Annotated in this window: 9 protein-coding genes; 4 read left to right on the plus strand and 5 right to left on the minus strand. The window is 63.3% G+C overall.

Features of this window, described 5'->3' with window-relative positions; all coding sequences use genetic code 11:
- Window positions 1-576: 576 nt before the first annotated feature.
- The gene (locus ACWCSD_RS18550; RefSeq protein ID WP_449916311.1) at window positions 577-1,815 is read left to right on the plus strand and encodes a DNA cytosine methyltransferase; all 1,239 of its coding nucleotides are present in this window, start codon (window positions 577-579) and stop codon (window positions 1,813-1,815) included.
- Window positions 1,816-1,824: 9 nt separating this feature from the next.
- Here ACWCSD_RS18550 and ACWCSD_RS18555 read toward each other — a convergent pair whose 3' ends face one another.
- Genes ACWCSD_RS18555 through ACWCSD_RS18575 form a run of 5 tightly spaced genes read right to left on the minus strand, consistent with a single transcriptional unit; the run spans window position 1,825 to window position 8,006 of the window.
- Window positions 1,825-3,054, minus strand: coding sequence for a DNA cytosine methyltransferase (locus tag ACWCSD_RS18555; protein WP_449916314.1), 1,230 nt, complete (start codon window positions 3,052-3,054; stop codon window positions 1,825-1,827).
- A 60-nt stretch (window positions 3,055-3,114) separates the two neighbouring features.
- Complete coding sequence (locus ACWCSD_RS18560; protein WP_449916317.1) at window positions 3,115-4,080, minus strand: DNA cytosine methyltransferase; 966 nt, start codon at window positions 4,078-4,080, stop codon at window positions 3,115-3,117.
- Between the two features lies 1 nt (window position 4,081).
- Window positions 4,082-4,960 carry a DUF6339 family protein gene (locus ACWCSD_RS18565; protein WP_449916320.1) on the minus strand — a complete coding sequence of 293 codons (879 nt, stop codon included), beginning with the start codon at window positions 4,958-4,960 and terminating at the stop codon, window positions 4,082-4,084.
- The gene (locus ACWCSD_RS18570) at window positions 4,957-5,916 is read right to left on the minus strand and encodes a hypothetical protein (RefSeq protein WP_449916323.1); all 960 of its coding nucleotides are present in this window, start codon (window positions 5,914-5,916) and stop codon (window positions 4,957-4,959) included. Before ACWCSD_RS18570 ends, ACWCSD_RS18565 begins: the two co-directional genes overlap by 4 nt.
- Entirely contained in the window at window positions 5,913-8,006 is a 2,094-nt protein-coding gene (locus ACWCSD_RS18575) for a helix-turn-helix transcriptional regulator (RefSeq protein ID WP_449916326.1), read from the minus strand. Before ACWCSD_RS18575 ends, ACWCSD_RS18570 begins: the two co-directional genes overlap by 4 nt.
- A gap of 441 nt (window positions 8,007-8,447) precedes the next feature.
- Between ACWCSD_RS18575 and ACWCSD_RS18580 the strand changes: the two genes are divergently transcribed.
- The 3 genes from ACWCSD_RS18580 to ACWCSD_RS18590 are packed head-to-tail and all read left to right on the plus strand — an operon-like array spanning window position 8,448 to window position 18,236.
- Window positions 8,448-13,130, plus strand: coding sequence for a DEAD/DEAH box helicase (locus ACWCSD_RS18580; RefSeq protein ID WP_449916328.1), 4,683 nt, complete (start codon window positions 8,448-8,450; stop codon window positions 13,128-13,130).
- Window positions 13,127-15,049: a UvrD-helicase domain-containing protein gene (locus tag ACWCSD_RS18585; RefSeq protein ID WP_449916330.1), complete on the plus strand. Its 1,923-nt coding sequence runs from the start codon at window positions 13,127-13,129 to the stop codon at window positions 15,047-15,049. The genes ACWCSD_RS18580 and ACWCSD_RS18585 overlap by 4 nt, the downstream gene beginning before the upstream one ends.
- Entirely contained in the window at window positions 15,033-18,236 is a 3,204-nt protein-coding gene (locus tag ACWCSD_RS18590; protein WP_449916332.1) for a helicase-related protein, read from the plus strand. The genes ACWCSD_RS18585 and ACWCSD_RS18590 overlap by 17 nt, the downstream gene beginning before the upstream one ends.

The following is an 18,236-nucleotide window of genomic DNA, read 5'->3' on the forward strand; positions in this document are numbered from 1 at the left end:
GGTAGCGCTGCGGGGGCATTCGGCCACCTTGGCCGCCCACGAGCTGGCCGTCATGCTGCCACGCCGTGCATAAACGATCTTCTCAAACACGCTCTGAGGCACAGCTGAGTCTGGGCCGACTGATCCGGCCATCACTTTTGCAAGATCACGCGATGGCCGTCGCCATTTCACGACGCCGCGCCTGTTATCAGGTCAAACTCGTACACCATTCCCGTGAACGCAACCGCACATCCAGTTCGTTCCAGCCATAGCGAGCAGTGATACAGGTCAAGCGCGTTGCCGTAAAGGCCATAATGGTGCAACCTGCCTCGCGACCGGATTAGAGCAGGGCGACGGCCCCAGCGCGCGCCCGCGACGTGGTCGAGCACCTTGCCGTCTGCGAACCCTGACTTTGGAAGACGTGCTTCAGGCAAACTACTCGAGCAGCTGCCTACCCATCGTGTCGTGCTGATCTTCCCCGTTCTACGTATATCCCTCCGCAAGTCCGCACGGTCGAGGTCTCCATGCACCTCAGCCCTCATATCCGGTTTTGTCGGTCGGCATCGGTAGCCTTAGGCCAGGCAAGGGAGGGCATAGATGTGCAAAGACAGACGAACGCTTCGGAGCTTGGAGATCTGCGTTGGAGCAGGTGGTCAAGCTCTCGGTCTGGAGAGAGCCGGCTTCGAACCCGAGATCATGGTCGAGCTGGACCAGGGCGCCGTGAACACGATCAGGTATAACCGGCCGTACTGGAAGGTCATCCAGGGCGATGTCACTGATCCCATGGTGTTTGACCCGACCGACTACACTCCCGGTCCGGGTTGTGAACCGATCGACCTCATGGCGGGCGGCGTGCCATGTCCGCCCTTCAGCTCCGCAGGTAAGCAGCTTGGCGCGACTGACGAACGTGATCTCTTTGCGTGGGCGGTGGAACAGGTTGGAATCGTCCGGCCGCGAGCGCTGATGCTGGAAAATGTGCGCGGTATGAGCGAGCCGCGGTTCACCGGCTATCGTCAGCACGTGCTGGACCGGCTCCAAGGCTTCGGTTACGTCGTGGAGTGGAAAATCCTCCAAGCGTCGGATTATGGCGTTCCGCAACTGCGTCCAAGATTCATCCTCATCGCGATGGCGCCAGAAGATTTCGCATACTTCCACTGGCCCGAGAAGCAGGTTCCTCCTCCCAGCGTCGGCGAGACTCTACTGCCGTTGATTTCCGCCAACGGATGGGAAGGTGCGCAAGAATGGGCAGAGCAGGCCAACCGCATCGCGCCGACGATCGTGGGCGGTTCCAAAAAGCACGGCGGCGCCGATCTAGGCCCCAGCCGCTCCAAAAAAGCGTGGGCTGAAATGAGGGTGGACGGTTGGACGATCGCTGACGACGCGCCCCATCCCGGCCAGGTATTCAGCGGTGGTAAGCAAGTTGGACCACAATTGACCTGTGAGATGGTCGCTCGCTTGCAAGGATGGAATGAGGGCGAGTTTTCCTGGACGTTCACCGGCCGGAAGACTATGAGATACCGGCAGATCGGCAACGCATTTCCGCCGCCTGTCGCCAAGGCGGTGGGGCTTAGCGTAGCAGCTGCGCTCAACCGCACGGCAGATAGGCGAGAAGTAAATGCGGGCATAGCGTACGATCCGATCTACCGCGTGCTCAGAGAGAAGAACAATTTCCTCACGGCTCGCCAGGTCGCCGGATCGATCGGGTTCAACCTGTCGCTCCAAGAAATCGAGCGCCGTATCGATACGCTTGGGAATGACTTCTATATCGAGATTCGTGACGACGGCACAGAGATGGCGTATAGACTGGGAGGTTTCAAGGGTTTCGTCGGCCGCTGACCTGCCTGGTCAGCGGACTTCGCCGGTGGCCACGAGATAATCATAAACAGCCTGTGCGATGGCCTTCGCCAAGCCCACAGGCACCGCGTTGCCGATCTGCGTTGCGATCTGAGTCTTTGATCCGTACCACAGGAAGTCCATCGGAAAGCCTTGGAGCAAGGCTGCTTCCAAATGGGTGATCGGCCGGTTCTCCGAGGGGTGGAGATACCGGCCTTTCTCCGGTTTATAGAACTCAGTACGAATCGTCACAGAGGGTTTATCGCTGTACAAGCGCCCCATAACGTCGCCCGAGCCGGTGCGGTGCTTCAACCAACTTTCCGTAGTAAGTTCCGGGTAGTGACGCAGATCGTGGCGATTCCCGCCTTCGGGGATAGCGGCGTAGCGATCCAAGGACAATTGCGTCGGATTTCTGCCGATGTGCAGCTCTCTGGTGCGGAACGAACCTGGCAGCTCAACTCCGAGAGGATTGCCGCGCCGTTCCGGCAGCTGGGTGGTACTCGGCTGACGCGGGGTCTCGTTGAAAACCGTGCTAGCCGGCACCCAGTCCTTCAGCACATCAAGCGTGAAGAGGGCTTCATCGCCCTTGCTCTTCTTCTGCTCCCGATGGGTGGGTGCGGGGTGTTGTAGTGGCAGGCGTTCCGGATGCGAAGCGATCAGATCGCGATGGGTCGCCAGAATTATGGCCCGCTTACGGGCTTGTGGGACGCCGTAGTCTGCTGCGTTCAGAACTTTCGCTTCCAACTTGTAGTCTCGAAGTTCTCCATCAGGATCTGTGGCGGCCTCGAGGAGCGCGAACTCGGGTACCCTGTCGGGACTACGCGGAGGCACCATGAACCTGTCCACGTTCTCAATCACAAATATTTTGGGATGGAGAGCCTTGACCACCCTGGCGTACTCCCGCCACAGCTGATTCCGTGGATCGGTCGGATCTTCCTTCCCTAGCCCGGAGAAGCCTTGGCAAGGTGGGCCGCCGAGGATGACATCTACTCCTGATGCCACTGTTCCGGGATCCCAGTTCTCGATCTTCCCTACGAAAATGTGATCAGTACCACCCGCCTCGTCAGCAAAGTTTGCGGCGTATGTCGAAGCCGCTGCGACCTCCTTTTCCACCGCGCCGACCGTCCGGAAGGGGGAGGACGTCCCCGACTCGGGGTTGAACTCATGGAAGCCCTGCGTAAAACCTCCGCACCCGGCGAAAAGGTCGATGACGTCGATGGGACGGGTGATACGGGTGCTCATGCCCGACACCTTACCGAGATCGCTTGGTGGGCGGTAAGCCAACGTCCCCGAACAGACAGGTCACTCAAGGAGAGCGAACGCGATCTGACGGCCCAGCGCGGCAGCGACAAGCGGTGGAAATGCCTGCGCGACCTGCCTGTACGCTGCCGTCTTGCGGCCACAGATCCGCCAATTTAGAGGGAAGCCCTGCAGGATCGCCGCCTGCTGAACTGTGATCTTCGGAATGCCATGGCGGCCGAGTTCGGGCCGAAGCTCGAAATCCGGCGCGGGCACGTCATCGGCCAAGCTGCTGCCGTCAACGCCCAGCTCCAGCCACTGCCGTTTGGCCCGACTTGGCCCGAGATCAGCGCCACCGTGGTTCTTCGACCCGCCGACGATTGTGGGGGCGACCCTGTCCGCTAGCCGAGCCCACGCGGCCGCCATCGGCCAGCCTCTGTCGGCCATCGATTCCTGCAGGGCCTCACCGACGGTCGGTGCTCGTCCTTGAGACTGCGGCCAGCTGAAACGGGCAAAGTACGAAGAACGCATGGCGATCAGAACGCTGCTGCGGCGGGCTTGAGGGACCCCGAAGTCCTGGGCATCGAGAATCTTCCACTCGATCGCATAGCCGAGGTCCCCCAACTCCTCCATCACGAAAGCACGGCTTGCGCTGAACTTCGGGCTGGTCAGCAGCGTCGGCGTGGTCTCAAGGAGGATCGCGCGGGGCTGAACCTCCATTGCCAGGTAGATAGCGACCTTGAGCAGGTCACGCTCGTCATTCGCCCCATGTTGTTTGCCTGCCACCGTGTACGGCGCCGACGGCAGACCTCCGGAGAGCAGGTCTACATCGAGTACACCGTCGTGCTCGGAGCCGACGAAATCTCGGAGGTCGGTCGACAGGACCCGCCAGGTCGGACGGTTCGCCCGCAAAGTTGCGCAACTATGTGGATCATTGTCAATGAGTGCGACAGGGTTGAATCCGGCTGATTCCAAACCCACGGCTTGTCCTCCGGCTCCCGCACAGATCTCCACACTGCTGAAGGACATCTCAGGACTCACTTGAGCCGTTGACGACATGGTCCTGGTCCGTGCGTCCCCTGATCGGTGCTTGGGCGTAGAGGTCCTTGAAGAGCGGAATAAGACTGCCTACTGCGGAAGCTGGTACACGACCGTCATTGGGACCGTCCGGCAGCGAGTCGTATGGTACGAGCACATCGGATAGTTCTGCGATCCAGTCCAAGTAGGCATCCGCGTCCGGGACAGGGGCCGGTGCCAGTGCCTCGTACATGAGAGTGCTGCCAGCCGCGTTCACGGCCTGGGCGAGAGCGTTGACCTCACGACCGGTACGAATGATGTCGGTGGAGAGCATGTGGAGCATTGCCTGGGCCGTAGGCCGATGCAGAATGACCTCCATACGGAGCGCGGTGTTGAGCATGTCCTGATTCCCGCAGGCGATCACCACCGGTCGATAGTCCGCGCCGTTGCGGAACAGCTCCGCCGCCCACCACAGTCGGGCGAACGCCTGAGAGTGGAACGCGCCGACGAAGCGCTCGCGGTTGACCATGGGAACCGGCTGCCGGGGCGAGGGCCGTCCCGGATGCCGCCAGAACACATAATCGGGTGCGATGCGCAGAGCCAGATGGTTCCAGAGACCGGAGTCTGCCGCTTGGCGCCGAGTCAGTCGCAGGGTCGCATGCAGCATCGGTGCCAGCCAGGCATCGGCGGATGTTCGAGCTGCTGAGGCGAAGCGCTTCATCGCCTCGTCCGCGAGACGCCGTACCGGCTCGGCATGCCACGATGCGGGTTTCGCCACTCGATCGATGGCCGTTGTCGGCAACGCCTCCCGCTCCTGAAGGACGGCAGTACTGAGGAGCTTGATCGCAAACTCATTGGGCAAGTGGGCGAGTCGCTCGGGGATGCCGATCACTCGTTCTCCTGCAAGGTGTTGCGCAGCGCGCGGATGAGACTCCCTAGATTTCTTGGCATACGGGCCTGTTTGGCGGCCGCGTGCATGACCCTCGCTTGCAGATCGCCACCGTCAGTCCGGTATCGATAGGCCACTTCGGCCAAGGCGTCATCAGGGGCGATATCGGGAAAAAGATCCGGCACCATGCGTCTCAGCACTGCGCCGTGCCATCCGGTCGGCCATTCTGACCCGTTGTCATTCGTGCGCTGGACGGCCGTATTGAACAGAGCACTCCACATGCTCATGGTGATCTGGGCAGCGAGGGCCTCGCGCGCCTCGCGTGCAGCGCCCTTGGAACTCCTTTCCTCCAGCATGGCCTTCAGCCCCTCGAAGCCGCTGTTTAGATAGAGGGCAGGCTCGTCACCGGCGGTTTCCACGGTCCAGGGGTCGTACTTGAGATGGTGCAGGTGGGGATTACGCTCATCAGCGAAGTCGAGCCAGCGCACTGTGATTTCGTCGCGTTGTGTGGGTGTTTGCGCCCGCAGGTCGATCGTCCACGGATCGCCGGCGGTTGCGATCAACCGACCGGGGACTCCGTCCACGGTGGCGACCAGGTGTGCAGAGAGTTCGGGCCGTCCGACATGTTGATCATGGCGAAGTTCCACCTCACCGGACCACTCACCGTTGCTTCCCATCATGAGTGGTATGGCGAGGCGCACGTTGGTCCGACGTTCCGACAACACTGTGAGGCATTCGATTCGGAACCAAGGCCCGGAGTTCAGCTCGTGCTCGGGCGTGCGCACCCGAACGCCGAGCCGAGCCGTCGTCCAATCGCTGCGTTCGATCTGGTTGAGCGCCACCACGCGTTGCGACTTGGAGATCATGTTGTACGGCAGAGGGAAGTCGTCCAACCGTGCCTCGCGCACCTCTAACGACACGTCGCCGATCACGACCGGATAGGGGGAGATCCGCATCACCTGGCGTCCTCCTTCACCCTCTTGAGATTCACTTCGACGACCGCCATCCGTGCTGCGACAGGATGGCTGGAGACTTCGCTCATCCCCGTGAAGACTGCAGATCTGGCCCCTGGCGCACACCTCAAGTTGCCTGCGTCGGTTACCTCACAATGTGCTTCCGGGGTGAGACTCGCCCATTCAACGTCAAGCCGGGGGCCCGACCTGGTGGCGAAGCGGAGAACGGGGCGCAGAAGCCATGCCTGATCGCGCTCGGGCAGCTTTAGTTCGACTCTGATCCGCCACGCGCCGCCCTCGATGACGTTTCCTGTCGCGCTCCTGACTGTCGGATAGCCGGGGCTACGAGGAGGCGTGGGAGGATTTAGGTTCATCAAATCCCGCAGGATGGTCGGCGTCTCCTCGGTCAGCGCAGGCTCCTGCGGTCGGATGGTGGCGCGGGCACAGTCGAGTATCGCCTTGCGGAACTCTCTGAGACGGCTGGCAGCTCCTCGCGCGTACGTAGACGTCAGATCCTCGGTCGGCTTCCAGTCGTTGTGCTCTGGTGGCTCGGCGGTACGGAGGAACTCCTCGGCCGACTTGGCCTCTGCGCTGTCAGATCCGGTGGCATGGCCCGCGAGGAGGACGGCTTGGAATCGCATGGCGCCGAGCGGCACGTCGCGAACCGGCCGATCGAGCACGACCATCCGGGTTCCGCGCATGCACACGATGCGATTCGAATCCTCGTCATCATTGCTCGGAGTGATGAGCAGTACTGCTTGATGCTCTACGGGCTCGGCCTTGTCGTCCTCCTTACGGGGAGGGACCGTCAGCGGGACGGAGAGCGACACCACATCGCCGTCCGAGGTGAACTGTGTGACGGTCTCCCCGTCGAGGAACGCTTGGACGGCACGGGCACGGGAAGGGTTGTAGCGATGCGGGTCGATGTGCTCCTCGGGTACAACGACCTGGTTGTCCCGAAGAGCTTCGACCGAGGCCTCGAGCATAGGCGCGGAATCGCGGCCCGTGACCATCGAAGCCCAGAATCCGGCGGAGAGACCGCGGACCAGCGCCTGGTGCATCTCCTGCAGGCTGACCGCCTCTCCAGAGGGATCGTGGGCGCCGACGATCAAGAAGCTGGTGCCGGGGTCGCCGCTGCCCCGTGTCAGATAGAGTTCCTCGACCGTGCGCTCTCCTGCCCACCATGACCGTGCCGCTCCCATTCGACGCAGGTCATGTTCGCCCAGCCACGCAGGGCCTGCGTAATATGAGCCCCCGACCTCGCGCCAGGGGAGATCGAGACGGCCGATCACGCGGCGCTCGGTTCGACCCTCATACTCTTCTGAGAGTGTGCTGTGCATGACGACCAGACCGAACTGGCTGGCTGCCCAGAGTGTCGCCTTGCCGAGCCCATAGGATCCTCCTGCGGCTCCGCTCTTGCGGCTGTCAAGCTGCCGGCGCACCACGGCGGCGAAGCGTCCGTCCTCGTACTCGGGACCAGTCAGTCCGTTGGCGTTGTAGTCGTCAATGCGGAGCAACAGCAAACTCCCCCGCTCGCGCAGCTCTCGCAACCCGTTGGCGACGACCCTGCCGACCTTCTGACGGGCATCGGCAGCAGCCTCGAAATGCGGGACGAGGTCGTCCCAGCGCAACGCCTCCTGTAGACGTCGCAGTCGTTCCCCGGTGATCTCGTGCAGGATGAACCGCACCCGAACAGGCCTGGTCAGATTGCGCCGCTCGTCGAGGCTGTTCTGAGTGGCCTCCCGCGCGAGTACGGCGAGGTCGGAGTCAAAGGCGAAGGTTGCGGGGTTCCCCAATTCGCGACCGCCGTCGGCGTGGGCCGGTCGGTGGTGCCAGCCGATGGATCCTCCCGAGTCGGGGGCCTCGTCGCGAGTGACCGAAGATCCGGCTGCCAGCCCCAGGATCTCTTCGATGGCCTGGATCTTCTCGATCCGCGGGGTCGCTCGACCTGTGATCCAGGCGGACACGGCGGCGCGCGTCACGTCGAGCTCCGAGGCCAAGTCGGACTGGCTAAGCCCTCTGCGTCGTAACTGCCGGCCGAGCCAGACGCCGAAGTCATTGGGGCTCTGCGAGGTAGGGCCATCGTCCTGCGTCATCGTCGACCTTCCAGTCGAGACCGTGCGTTTGACAGCAACCTTAGCGTCAAACAACAGTTGACAACACCCGAACGTCCTCCCCCTATGATGCCAGGGGTCGAGCTCGAGCGGTCCTCGTCGGATTTGGCGGCTGATGGCCAACTAAATCGCTTAGTGTCCGTTTTTATTTGGTGGTTCCATAAAAATAGGTCGAGGACTCTTGAGTGAAGATAGGGTGGTGTGCCAGAGTTCACCTACCTCAAAGGGTCGTCGGGGATGGCTAATCGCCCAAGAGGTGGGTTTGTATGGTTAATGCCCTGTTTTGACCTATATTTCGTGGACCGCTCCATGGGCTGTGCGCGAAGGCTTCCGCTTCGTCATCGTGGGCATTATTTGGTATGCCCTTCCATCATCGTCCCCCACTCAGTTGCCAAGGAAGTCCTCCGAGGAGTTGACCGTGCCGTGAGCAGCGCATCGGCTTCCGTTCTTCGTGTTGTACTGGAGCAATCGGCCCGTGTACTGGAAACGTACCGGATCGATCCAGGTCTCATTCAGGAGCATGCCAACAATGAGCGCCGGATCAAGGAAGGTGGGTACGGCGATCGCCAGATCTACGAGCTGGTGCAGAATGGCGCGGACGAGCTGCGCAACGATGAGCGCGGAGAGATCGCGGTCGTCCTGACGGGCACTCACCTTTACTGCGCCAATCAGGGTGCGGCGATGACGCCCGAAGGCGCGGACACCATTCTTCGGATGGGCGTTTCCCGGAAGCGGGGCGGACAGATCGGCCGCTTCGGCGTCGGGGTGAAGAGTGTGCTGAGCGTCACGGACATGCCGGAGTTCTTCAGCCGCGAGGACGACAAGAGCTTCGGGTTCGACCGTGAGTGGGCAGCTGAGCAGATCAGGGCGGTTCAGCCGAGCGCTGTGGAGATGCCGGTACTGCGCATGGCGCGCCCCCTTGACCGTGACCGTTGCGCACAGGCGGATCCCGTGCTCGCGGAGCTGCTCACATGGGCGACCACGGTGGTCCGATTGCCGCTGAAACCGTCCGCCTTGGGCCGGCTCGCGGAGGACATCGCCAACTTCCCTGCGGAGTTCTCCCTCTTCTCGCCGCACGTCGGGACGATCACTCTCGAGGACCGGAGGACAAAGCGGATCGTTAGGCGGCAGATCTTCCTGAAGGTGGACGGCGACCGCCGTGCGCTTCAGAGGGAGGCGGTGATGGCGGACGGTTCGGCGGCCGGTGCAACCGAACGGTGGCGGGTCTTCACCCGAACCCACATGCCTTCGGCGCATGCGCTGGGAGAGGCGGGTGAGCTGCACGATCGCCCGGAGATCGACGTTTCCTGGGCCGTTCCCGATCGTGTCGGCAGGGACAACAAGCTGGGAGAATTCTGGGCCTTCTTTCCGACCAACTACACCATGACTCTCCGAGGCATCCTCAACGCCCCGTGGAAGACCAGTGAGGACCGGCAGAACCTGTACGGGCGCAACGCGTTCAACGAAGAGTTGATCAAGGTGGCCGCAGAGCTCGTCGTCGACTCCCTTCCCCTCTTGGCCGACGACGAGGATGTCTGCGCCTATCTCGACCACGTGCCCGCGCGTGGTCGAGAAGAGCCGCAGTGGGCGGCGAAAGACCTGGTAGCGGAGATCTGGGCGTCGGCAGCGAGGAAGCCCTCCCTTCCTGACCAACGAGGCCGTTTCGGTACCGCACGTCAGGTACAGCTGCATCCGGAGAAGCTGCGACCCGAATGGCTCGCTCTGTGGGCCGGCTATCCGGGCCGGCCGGACGGCTGGTGCCATCACTCGGTTGAACGGACACCGCACCGCCGACAGAGCGCGGAGCGCATCCTGACGGCCGCAAAGGTCGAACCGGCGTCGATCGGCGAATGGCTGGAAGCCATGGTCCGGGATGCGACGCCGGAAGCGTCCGCCCAAGCCATCAAGATTGCCGCAGATATGAAGCGGCATCAGCACCCGCTCGCTGAAGAGGCTGCCAAGGCGAGGATCATCCTGACCGAGTCTCTGGGCCTCGTCGCCCCGTCGAACCGGGTCTTTCGACGCACCGCCAGCGATGGCCTCGCCGATAACACCGTCTACGTTGACGTGAGGGTCCACGCAGAGGACGACGTCGCGCGCGATCTGGAGACGCTCGGAGTCCACGAAGCCGACTACTCCGGACGCTTCGTTTCGGTAGTCGAGCAGGGCTTTCACGGATACGGTGAACGACAGTGGAGGTCCCTCTGGGAGTTGTCCCGCCTCGCGGGGCCTGCGGCTGTGATCGCCGCGCTGCGCGAACAACGCATCGATGCGGGCAGCACTCTCAAGGTACGGACGGTGTCAGGCGAGTTCCGGCGCCTCCGGGAATGTCTGCTGCCTGGCAAGGTCGTCCCAGGTGACGGCTCTCGAGATGGCAAGATCGCGGTCGACATGGATTTCCACAGGGACGACCGGCAGATCCTGCGGGACATCGGGGTCCGTGAAGGGCCGGCGGCCAGGGTCGACCCGCGAAACGAGCCGTGGTTCGCCGAGTACACCCAGACTCTGTGGGACTCCTATTGGAAGCGCGTTCCGGCATCCGAGCGGACAATCCAGTACAACCCAGGTCGATTCGATGGTACCAACCCGGCAGGGCCGCTCCAGGTCTTAATCGAGCTGTCCCAAGAAGGAAGATCAGCCTTTCTCCAGGAGCTTCCTTCTGAAGGGCTCGTCCCCCAATGGACGATCCAGGTCGGCAGGCAATCGACTGCCCGCAAGCCTGTCATGTCCCCCCTTCAATGGGTTGCCCGCAAGTACGGGCACCTGCGCACCTCGCGAGGGCTGCGTCCGGTCCTCCGCGCTGTGGGGCCGCAACTCCGTGTGTATCGCGATCTTCTGCCGGTAGCGGACGTCTCGCCGAGCTTGGCATCAACGCTCCACCTGCCGAACACCTTGGGTGAGTTGAAGCCCGCACACTGGACGAGGCTCGCCGCTGAAGCGGCCGCCTCTACGGAGGACGACTTTCCCGGGAGAGTTTATGCCCTGATCTTCGAGGCTGACGTGCCCTGGCCGGATGGGGCGGTGACGCGGTGCCGGGTCGGCGACGAGTGGCGCAGCGACATTCCGGACGCTGAGATAGCCGTCACCGCAAGCCGTGTTGAGTACCAGGCGCTCATTCGGGAGCAAGTGCCGGCCCTCCTCGCACCGTCGGAGGAAGCAGCTGTGCAGATGCGGGCGTCCTGGCACATGCTCTCACCGGGCGACGTGATCCAGAAGGAACTGCGATCGGTCCCTCAGACCGATCCGGTGCTGTTGGTGGAGGAATTCCCTCATCTGAAGCTCAAGCACCGGGCCAAGGTGGATGGGTGGTCTTTGGTGCGGTGCAGCGAGCTCGAAGAGGTCATTCGCACGCCCAACGGCATGCGCACCCAGCCGATCCATGCGGCCGCGCAGCTCCAGGACCACACGGTGTTCGTGTTGCGCCCGAGCGGTGACATGGAGGTTCTGCTCGCGGTCGACGGAGTGCTCAAGCTCGGCATGGGAAGCGGCGGATGCCAGAGCATCCTGAACCTTCGCGAGCAACAGCGTAAGAACGAGCGAGTGCGACGTGCGCGCGAGGCCAAGGACGCGGCCGACAAGCTCTTGGTGCTCGCGGGGGCTGAGGCACTGAAGAAGGGGCTCCCGGAAGGACTGCTGGAGAGCGAGGAAGCGGAGACGGGGAAGCCTGTTGACGACCGCCGGATCGCCGTGCTGGCGCACAACGCGCACGGGACGGATGCGCTGCGCGTCTACCGCAGGGACATCGAGGAGAACATCCCCGAGGCCGCCGTGAGCTTCCGAGGGGATACGAACTCGCTGCGGCTGGTCAACGAGCTGGGATTCTCGGAGTCATACGCCGGCAACAAGAGCGAGACCCTTCCTCCTATTGAGGTCGTCGCGGGGCCGACCGAGTTCCCACGCTTGCACGACTATCAGGAGAAGCTCGCCGGGAAGATGTTCGACCTACTGACCAGGTACAAGTCGCCCAGGGCGATGCTGTGCCTACCGACCGGGGCCGGCAAGACCCGTGTCGCGGCCGAAGCCGTGATCCGGGTGATCAGAGAGCATGGGCTCGGCGGGCGGCCGGTGCTCTGGATCGCCCAGAGTAAGGAATTGTGCGAGCAGGCTGTGCAGAGCTGGTCCTTCGTCTGGTCGAAGGTAGGTCCGCCGGAGCGTCTGACCATCAACCGGCTCTGGGAAAGTCGTGAGGCCACGGCCATCAGGGAAACGTCGCATCTGGTCGTCGCGACCGACGCGAAGCTCAGCCACTGTCTGCACAAGGATGAGTACGCGTGGCTTCGCGACGCGGCCATGGTCATGGTGGACGAGGCGCATGTCTCGATCTCTCCTGAGTACACCCGTCTGCTCGGTCTCCTCGGTCTTACGCACCGGGAGACCACGCGACCGTTAATCGGTCTCACTGCGACACCCTTCCGTAACTTCAACGAGGCGGAGACTCACCGCCTGGTGGAGCGGTTCGGCGGGCTACGGCTGGACGAGGGGGTCTTTGATGGGGACCCGTACGTCGAGCTCCAGGAACTGGGCGTCCTGTCGCGGGTCGAGCACCGCGAGCTCACAGGATCGACCTTCCAACTTACACCGGACGAGTTGGGCAAGACTCAGGAGTTCTTCGGCGGCGGCTGGCTGCCGTCCTCGGCCGAGGAGCGATTGGGACTCGACGGCGACCGCAACCGCATGCTGATCCAGGAGATCGAGAATCTTCCAGAGGACAGCCGCATCCTGCTGTTCGCCACTTCCGTGAACCACGCGAAGCTGATGGCCGCCAAGCTCAAGGATCGTGGTATCAGCGCGGCGCCCATTGAGTCGGCCACCCCGGATGCCGATCGCCGGAATCGCATCGAAAAGTTCCGTAAGGGGGACATCCGGGTTCTCACCAACTATGGCGTGCTGGCTCAGGGCTTCGACGCGCCGGCCACGTCCGTCGTCGTCGTCGCGCGGCCCGTTTTCAGCCCTAACTCCTATCAACAGATGATCGGTCGCGGTCTGCGCGGCCCCAGGAATGGGGGCAAGGAGACCTGCCTGATTCTCGACGTGGCAGACAACATCGAGAACTTCGACAGGCGACTGGCCTTCACCGGCTTCGACCGCCTTTGGAAGCGTGCATGAACGAGACCTATGCGGGCATGCCTCCGCTGACGGCCGAACAGCAGGCGGTGGTGGATCAGCCGCCCGATGCACTGACCCTGGTGACCGCCGGCGCAGGCTCAGGCAAGACGCACACGCTCGTCCGGCGGCTGGACCAGCTGGTGGCGAGCGGAGAGCTGAGCGCGGGAGAGATCCTGGTGCTCACCTTCTCCCGCGCGGCCGTGCGCGAGCTGAAGTCTCGGCTCGCCCGCAATGGCGACGCGGCGCGTCACGTGCGCGCCCAGACCTTCGACTCGTGGGCGCTCGACCTTCTCGCACAGGTCGACGCCAACGGCGATTGGCACAATCGCTCCTTTGAGGCGCGGATCGCAGGTGCACGGCAGGCGATCGACAACGAACTCGCGGACGAGCTTTACGAGCACCTCGGTCACGTCGTCATAGACGAGGTTCAAGACCTGGTCGGAGATCGCCGTGAGTTGGTGGAGGGGCTGCTGGATCGCTTCGCGTGCGGCTTTACCGTCGTCGGCGATCCGGCGCAGTCCATCTATGGCTTCACCGTGTCGGAGCCTGCTGACCGTCAGGGGGAGGCAAACCGATTCTTCGACTGGTTACGGGTGACCTTTGGCGAAGATCTGGTGGAACTCCATCTCACCGAGAACTTCCGAGCCCGCCACGAGGAGGCGAAGGCGGCTCTGGAGTACGGCCGCCCTCTGCAGACTCTTACCGAAGGCGGCGCCGCAAACGGCGAAGGACTCTACGCGGCCCTGCGCTCGACGCTGAGGTCGTGCCTGAACCTTGGCCGGCTCGACGAGTTCACCGCCGATTCCCTGGCAAGTTGTCCTGGCACTGCGGCGGTGCTCTGTAAGACGAACGGCGAGGCTCTGCTGATTTCCCAGCAGTTGCACCATCTGGGGGTCCCGCACCGCCTTCAGAGATCGGCACAGGACCGGGTCGTCCCCGCCTGGATTGGACAACTGATCAGAAGATGCGACGGGTCTACTCTCAGCCGGGCACGATACGACGAACTGTGCTCTGAGCTGTCCTTGCCCGACGGCGCCGGCCCGGACCAGCTTTGGCGTCTTCTGCTGCGCACCGGCTCGGGTCGGGGCAACGATCGCAGCCTGGATGTCGGTCGGCTGCGGGTCGCTCTCGCGGTCTCCCGCCTGCCTGACGAGCTCATGGCGCAGCCGCCCTCTCCGGTCGTGGTCTCGTCGTTCCACCGCGCGAAGGGACTGGAGTTCGACCGTGTAGTCGTCGTCGATCCTGGACCCCTCCCGACCGCGCGCGCCAAAGCGAACGAGGATCGGACACCCTGGGAGCTTGATCCAGCCGAAGAGGCACGTTCACTGTACGTGGCCATGACGAGGCCGCGTGATGAACTCCAATGGCTCGACGCTCTGGACACTCGTCTCATCCACGTCGACAAGCGCAGCGGCCGCTGGGGGCGCTACTTCTATCAACATTGGCGGCGCGACGGCATGGAGATCACCGGAAGGGACGTACACAGTGACCACCCTGCGGGGATGCGGGACTTCACAGGGAATCCCGTGGAGCTGCAGGAGTACTTGTGGTCCAAGGTCCGGCCCGGAGACGAGGTGGTCTTGGAACGGCTGGCTGTAGAGGCCGCTGGCCGCAACGAAAGCCCCCCGTATCTGATCATGCACGACGGCAATCCCATCGGGACCGTCTCCGACCACTTCAGATCACATCTGTACCGCCACCTGCAGTCGTCCAAGAACTTCGTACCAAGAAACTGGCCCCGATCGATCAGCGGCATCCGAATCGACAGCGTGGAAACGGTCGCGGGAAGCGAGGCGGCCGGCGTCCAGTCCGGCCTAGGCGTGCACGGAGTTTGGTCGGCCCCACGCCTCGTCGGCCTCAGCACCTTCACGTGGGACAAAAAACCGCAAGAGGAGGATTTTGGTGGCACAGCACACTGAGCACTACCGGTTCAGAGGCGAACTGGTCGAGAGTCTGCGGCGCGACCTGCTCGGGCCGATCGACGGTGACGAAGAGGTCCTCGTCGACGCGCCGGTCACAACGTACGCCACCGGAATCCTGTTCCCCGTCGATGAAGAACAGGACTTCGCCGTGTTGGCCGAAGCAGACGTTGATCTGTCCGGCGCGTCCATGTCCGTGGACGAGGTCCCTGACACGGGCGTCTCGATGGCGAATATGCAGACCCCGTCCTCCATGGGACTGACCTTCGCGGTCGACCCGAAGGCCTCGCCCACCATCAGGGTGACAGTGAGGGCCGCTGTGTACGACCCGATCGATACCCATGGCAATCTGGTCCAGGCCAAGCGGGCGGCTCGCCGTACCACTGACGAGCAGGAGCTCAGATGGCGACGCCGTCCATTGGACCTGCCCGAGGTGACTGTAGCCGTCGCAACGCCGGATCAGATCACCGAGGTTCTCGCCCCAGGCGTCGAGCTCAGGCTCCGGGTCCGGCCGGCAGACCTCCAGTCCGGCGCTGTCGCCGTCACCGTGGCCCTGATGAACGTCAAAGAGGTGCAGAAATATGACCTCAAGGACGCGCACTGCCTGTTCCAGCCCGAGATTCGCGTCAGAGGGGTAGAAGGCGCCAAGGCCCTCGTCGAACGGCCGGTGCCGGTCGGCTCTGACGAAGGGGAGATTCACGTCAACCGGCTTCTGTATAGGCACGTGCCGACCTTCGCCATCGGGCACGGCTGTGCGGCGGACTGGGACTGGACACCACCGGAGCCCAGGGACGAGGAATTGCTGAAAGGGCGTCCCGGCGCGGTGGACGCGGTCTGGACCAGCTTCATTCCCGAGAAAGAGGTGCTGCTCACCGACTCGAACCCGGAGATCGATATTCCGGGCCTGAAGATGATCTATCTGGCCGAGGCCTCTGACGCAGAGATCGTGGCCACGCTCCGTCAACTGGTCGAGGGCTATCGGTCCTGGATCGCCGAGCGGGCAGAAGAGGCGCGGCTCCTCCGCTCCACGGAATTCGGCGACGCCGCAGAGGGGCAGATCGAACAATGCGAGTCGGCATGCGACCGGATGGTCTTGGCCATCGAGCTGCTCCGACGGGACGAGGTCGTCATGGCGGCCTTCCGCGAGGCGAACAGGGCTATGGCCGTCCAACGAGGCCGCACTAGCTGGATCAAGTCGGGACGCGAGGGCAAGGTCAAGCTGGACGGGCGCTGGCGCCCGTTCCAGATTGCCTTTCTCCTTCTCTGCCTCCAGGGGATCGTGGACCCCGAGCATCCAGATCGTCGTGTCGCCGACCTGCTCTGGTTCCCCACGGGCGGTGGCAAGACGGAGGCGTATCTGGGGATCATCGCCTTCACGGTCTTCCTGCGCCGGATGCGCGCAGGCGTACGAGATGGCGGAGGAGTCACCGCCCTCATGCGCTACACGCTTCGGCTGCTCACATTGCAGCAGTTCGAACGCGCCGCCACGCTGATCTGCGCCATGGAGATGGCCCGCCAGGAGCACCCAGACAAGCTCGGCGATGAGACCATCTCGATCGGTATGTGGGTCGGGGCCGCCGCCACCCCCAACAAACTGAAGGACGCCAAGACCGGCATAGATCGGCTCCGCAAGGGCGAAGAGCTCTCGACGGAGAATCCCGTCCAATTGCGCAACTGCCCCTGGTGCGGCACGGCGATGGACGCTTGGAACTACGAGGTCGATGTGGAGATCTTCCACATGCGGATCTTCTGTTCGTCCGCCGACTGTGAGTTCCGCGGCGCTCTTCCCGTCCACGTCGTCGACGAGATGATCTACGATGTTCGTCCAACCCTGATCATCGCCACGGTGGACAAGTTCGCGCAGATCGCCTGGCGGGAGAAGGTCGCATCACTGTTCAACCAGAACGAGGGGAGTACGGCCCCGCCGCCGGAGCTCATCGTGCAGGACGAGCTGCATCTGATCTCCGGCCCGCTCGGCAGCCTCACCGGGCTCTACGAGACCGCGATTGACGAGATAGCCAACCGGCCCAAGATTATCGCCTCGACCGCCACTATCCGTCGGGCCCGAGAGCAGGGCCTTCGGCTGTTCAACCGCCAGGTGCAGCAATTCCCGCCGGCTGGGCTGGACGCCCGCGACTCATGGTTCGCCGTTGAGACCCCTGCCGAGGACAAGGCGTCCCGTCAGTACGTCGGGCTGCTCACGCCGAGCATGAGTCAGGCCTCCTTGCTGGTCCGGGCATACGCGGCCCTGCTGCACAACGCGGAGGGGATCGTGGGCGAGGAGAACGTCCGCGATGCCTATTGGACCTTGGTCGGGTACTTCAACAGTCTTCGACTGTTGGCCGCCGCCGAGCTCCAGGTCCTGGACGACGTTCAGGATCGGCTGCAATTGCTGGCCGAGCGAGAGGGGAGCGACGCGCGCCGGGCGGACCAGCTCACCGAGCTCACGAGCCGAGTGAAGTCCAGCGACATCCCCAAGCGGCTGAAAGACCTGGAGCGCGCCTTTCCCGATGAGGCCGCCTTCGATACGGTCCTCGCCACCAACATGATCTCCGTGGGGGTGGACGTGGACCGCCTGGGACTCATGGCGATCATGGGGCAGCCGCAGACCACCGCAGAGTACATCCAATCGAGTAGCCGGGTGGGCCGACAGCACCCTGGGCTGGTCGTCATGCTCTTCAACGCGGCCCGGTCCCGGGACCGTTCCCACTACGAGAGCTTTGTGTCGTACCACTCGGCCCTCTACCGCCAGGTCGAGTCCACCAGTGTGACCCCGTTCTCCGCCCGGGCACGTGACCGAGCGCTGCATGCGGTGCTCGTCGGTATGGCCCGGCTCATCCATCCCGAGCTCCGTCCCAACGACGCCGCCGGCATGGTGCGGGACCACATGCCCCGACTGGAGGAGCTCAAAGACCTCATCCTTGCCAGGGTCGCACAGGTGGCCAAGGACGAGGTGGATTCTACGAGCGAGGACTTGGACTGGATCATCGATATGTGGGCCAAGTTGGCCGATGAAAACCCCCATCTGGTCTATGAGGCGAAGGCGAACTTCAAACGGAGCGAGCCGCGACCCGCGAACGCCGCACTCCTGTGCAGCTACTCAGACGAGGACCTCGACGACGCCCTCCCCACGTTGTGGAGCATGCGCGATGTCGACGTCGAATCCGACCTCTACCTGGAGAAGTGA

This window comes from Nonomuraea sp. NPDC001684 (assembly GCF_053596515.1).

What these genes read in the sequence shown, in the direction of transcription:
- ACWCSD_RS18560 (WP_449916317.1), bottom strand. Translation starts at nt 4,080, where the DNA reads ATGTCCTTCAGCAGTGTGGAGATCTGTGCGGGAGCCGGAGGACAAGCC.
- ACWCSD_RS18575 (WP_449916326.1), bottom strand. Translation starts at nt 8,006, where the DNA reads ATGACGCAGGACGATGGCCCTACCTCGCAGAGCCCCAATGACTTCGGC.
- ACWCSD_RS18585 (WP_449916330.1), top strand. Translation starts at nt 13,127, where the DNA reads ATGAACGAGACCTATGCGGGCATGCCTCCGCTGACGGCCGAACAGCAG.
- ACWCSD_RS18550 (WP_449916311.1), top strand. Translation starts at nt 577, where the DNA reads ATGTGCAAAGACAGACGAACGCTTCGGAGCTTGGAGATCTGCGTTGGA.
- ACWCSD_RS18555 (WP_449916314.1), bottom strand. Translation starts at nt 3,054, where the DNA reads ATGAGCACCCGTATCACCCGTCCCATCGACGTCATCGACCTTTTCGCC.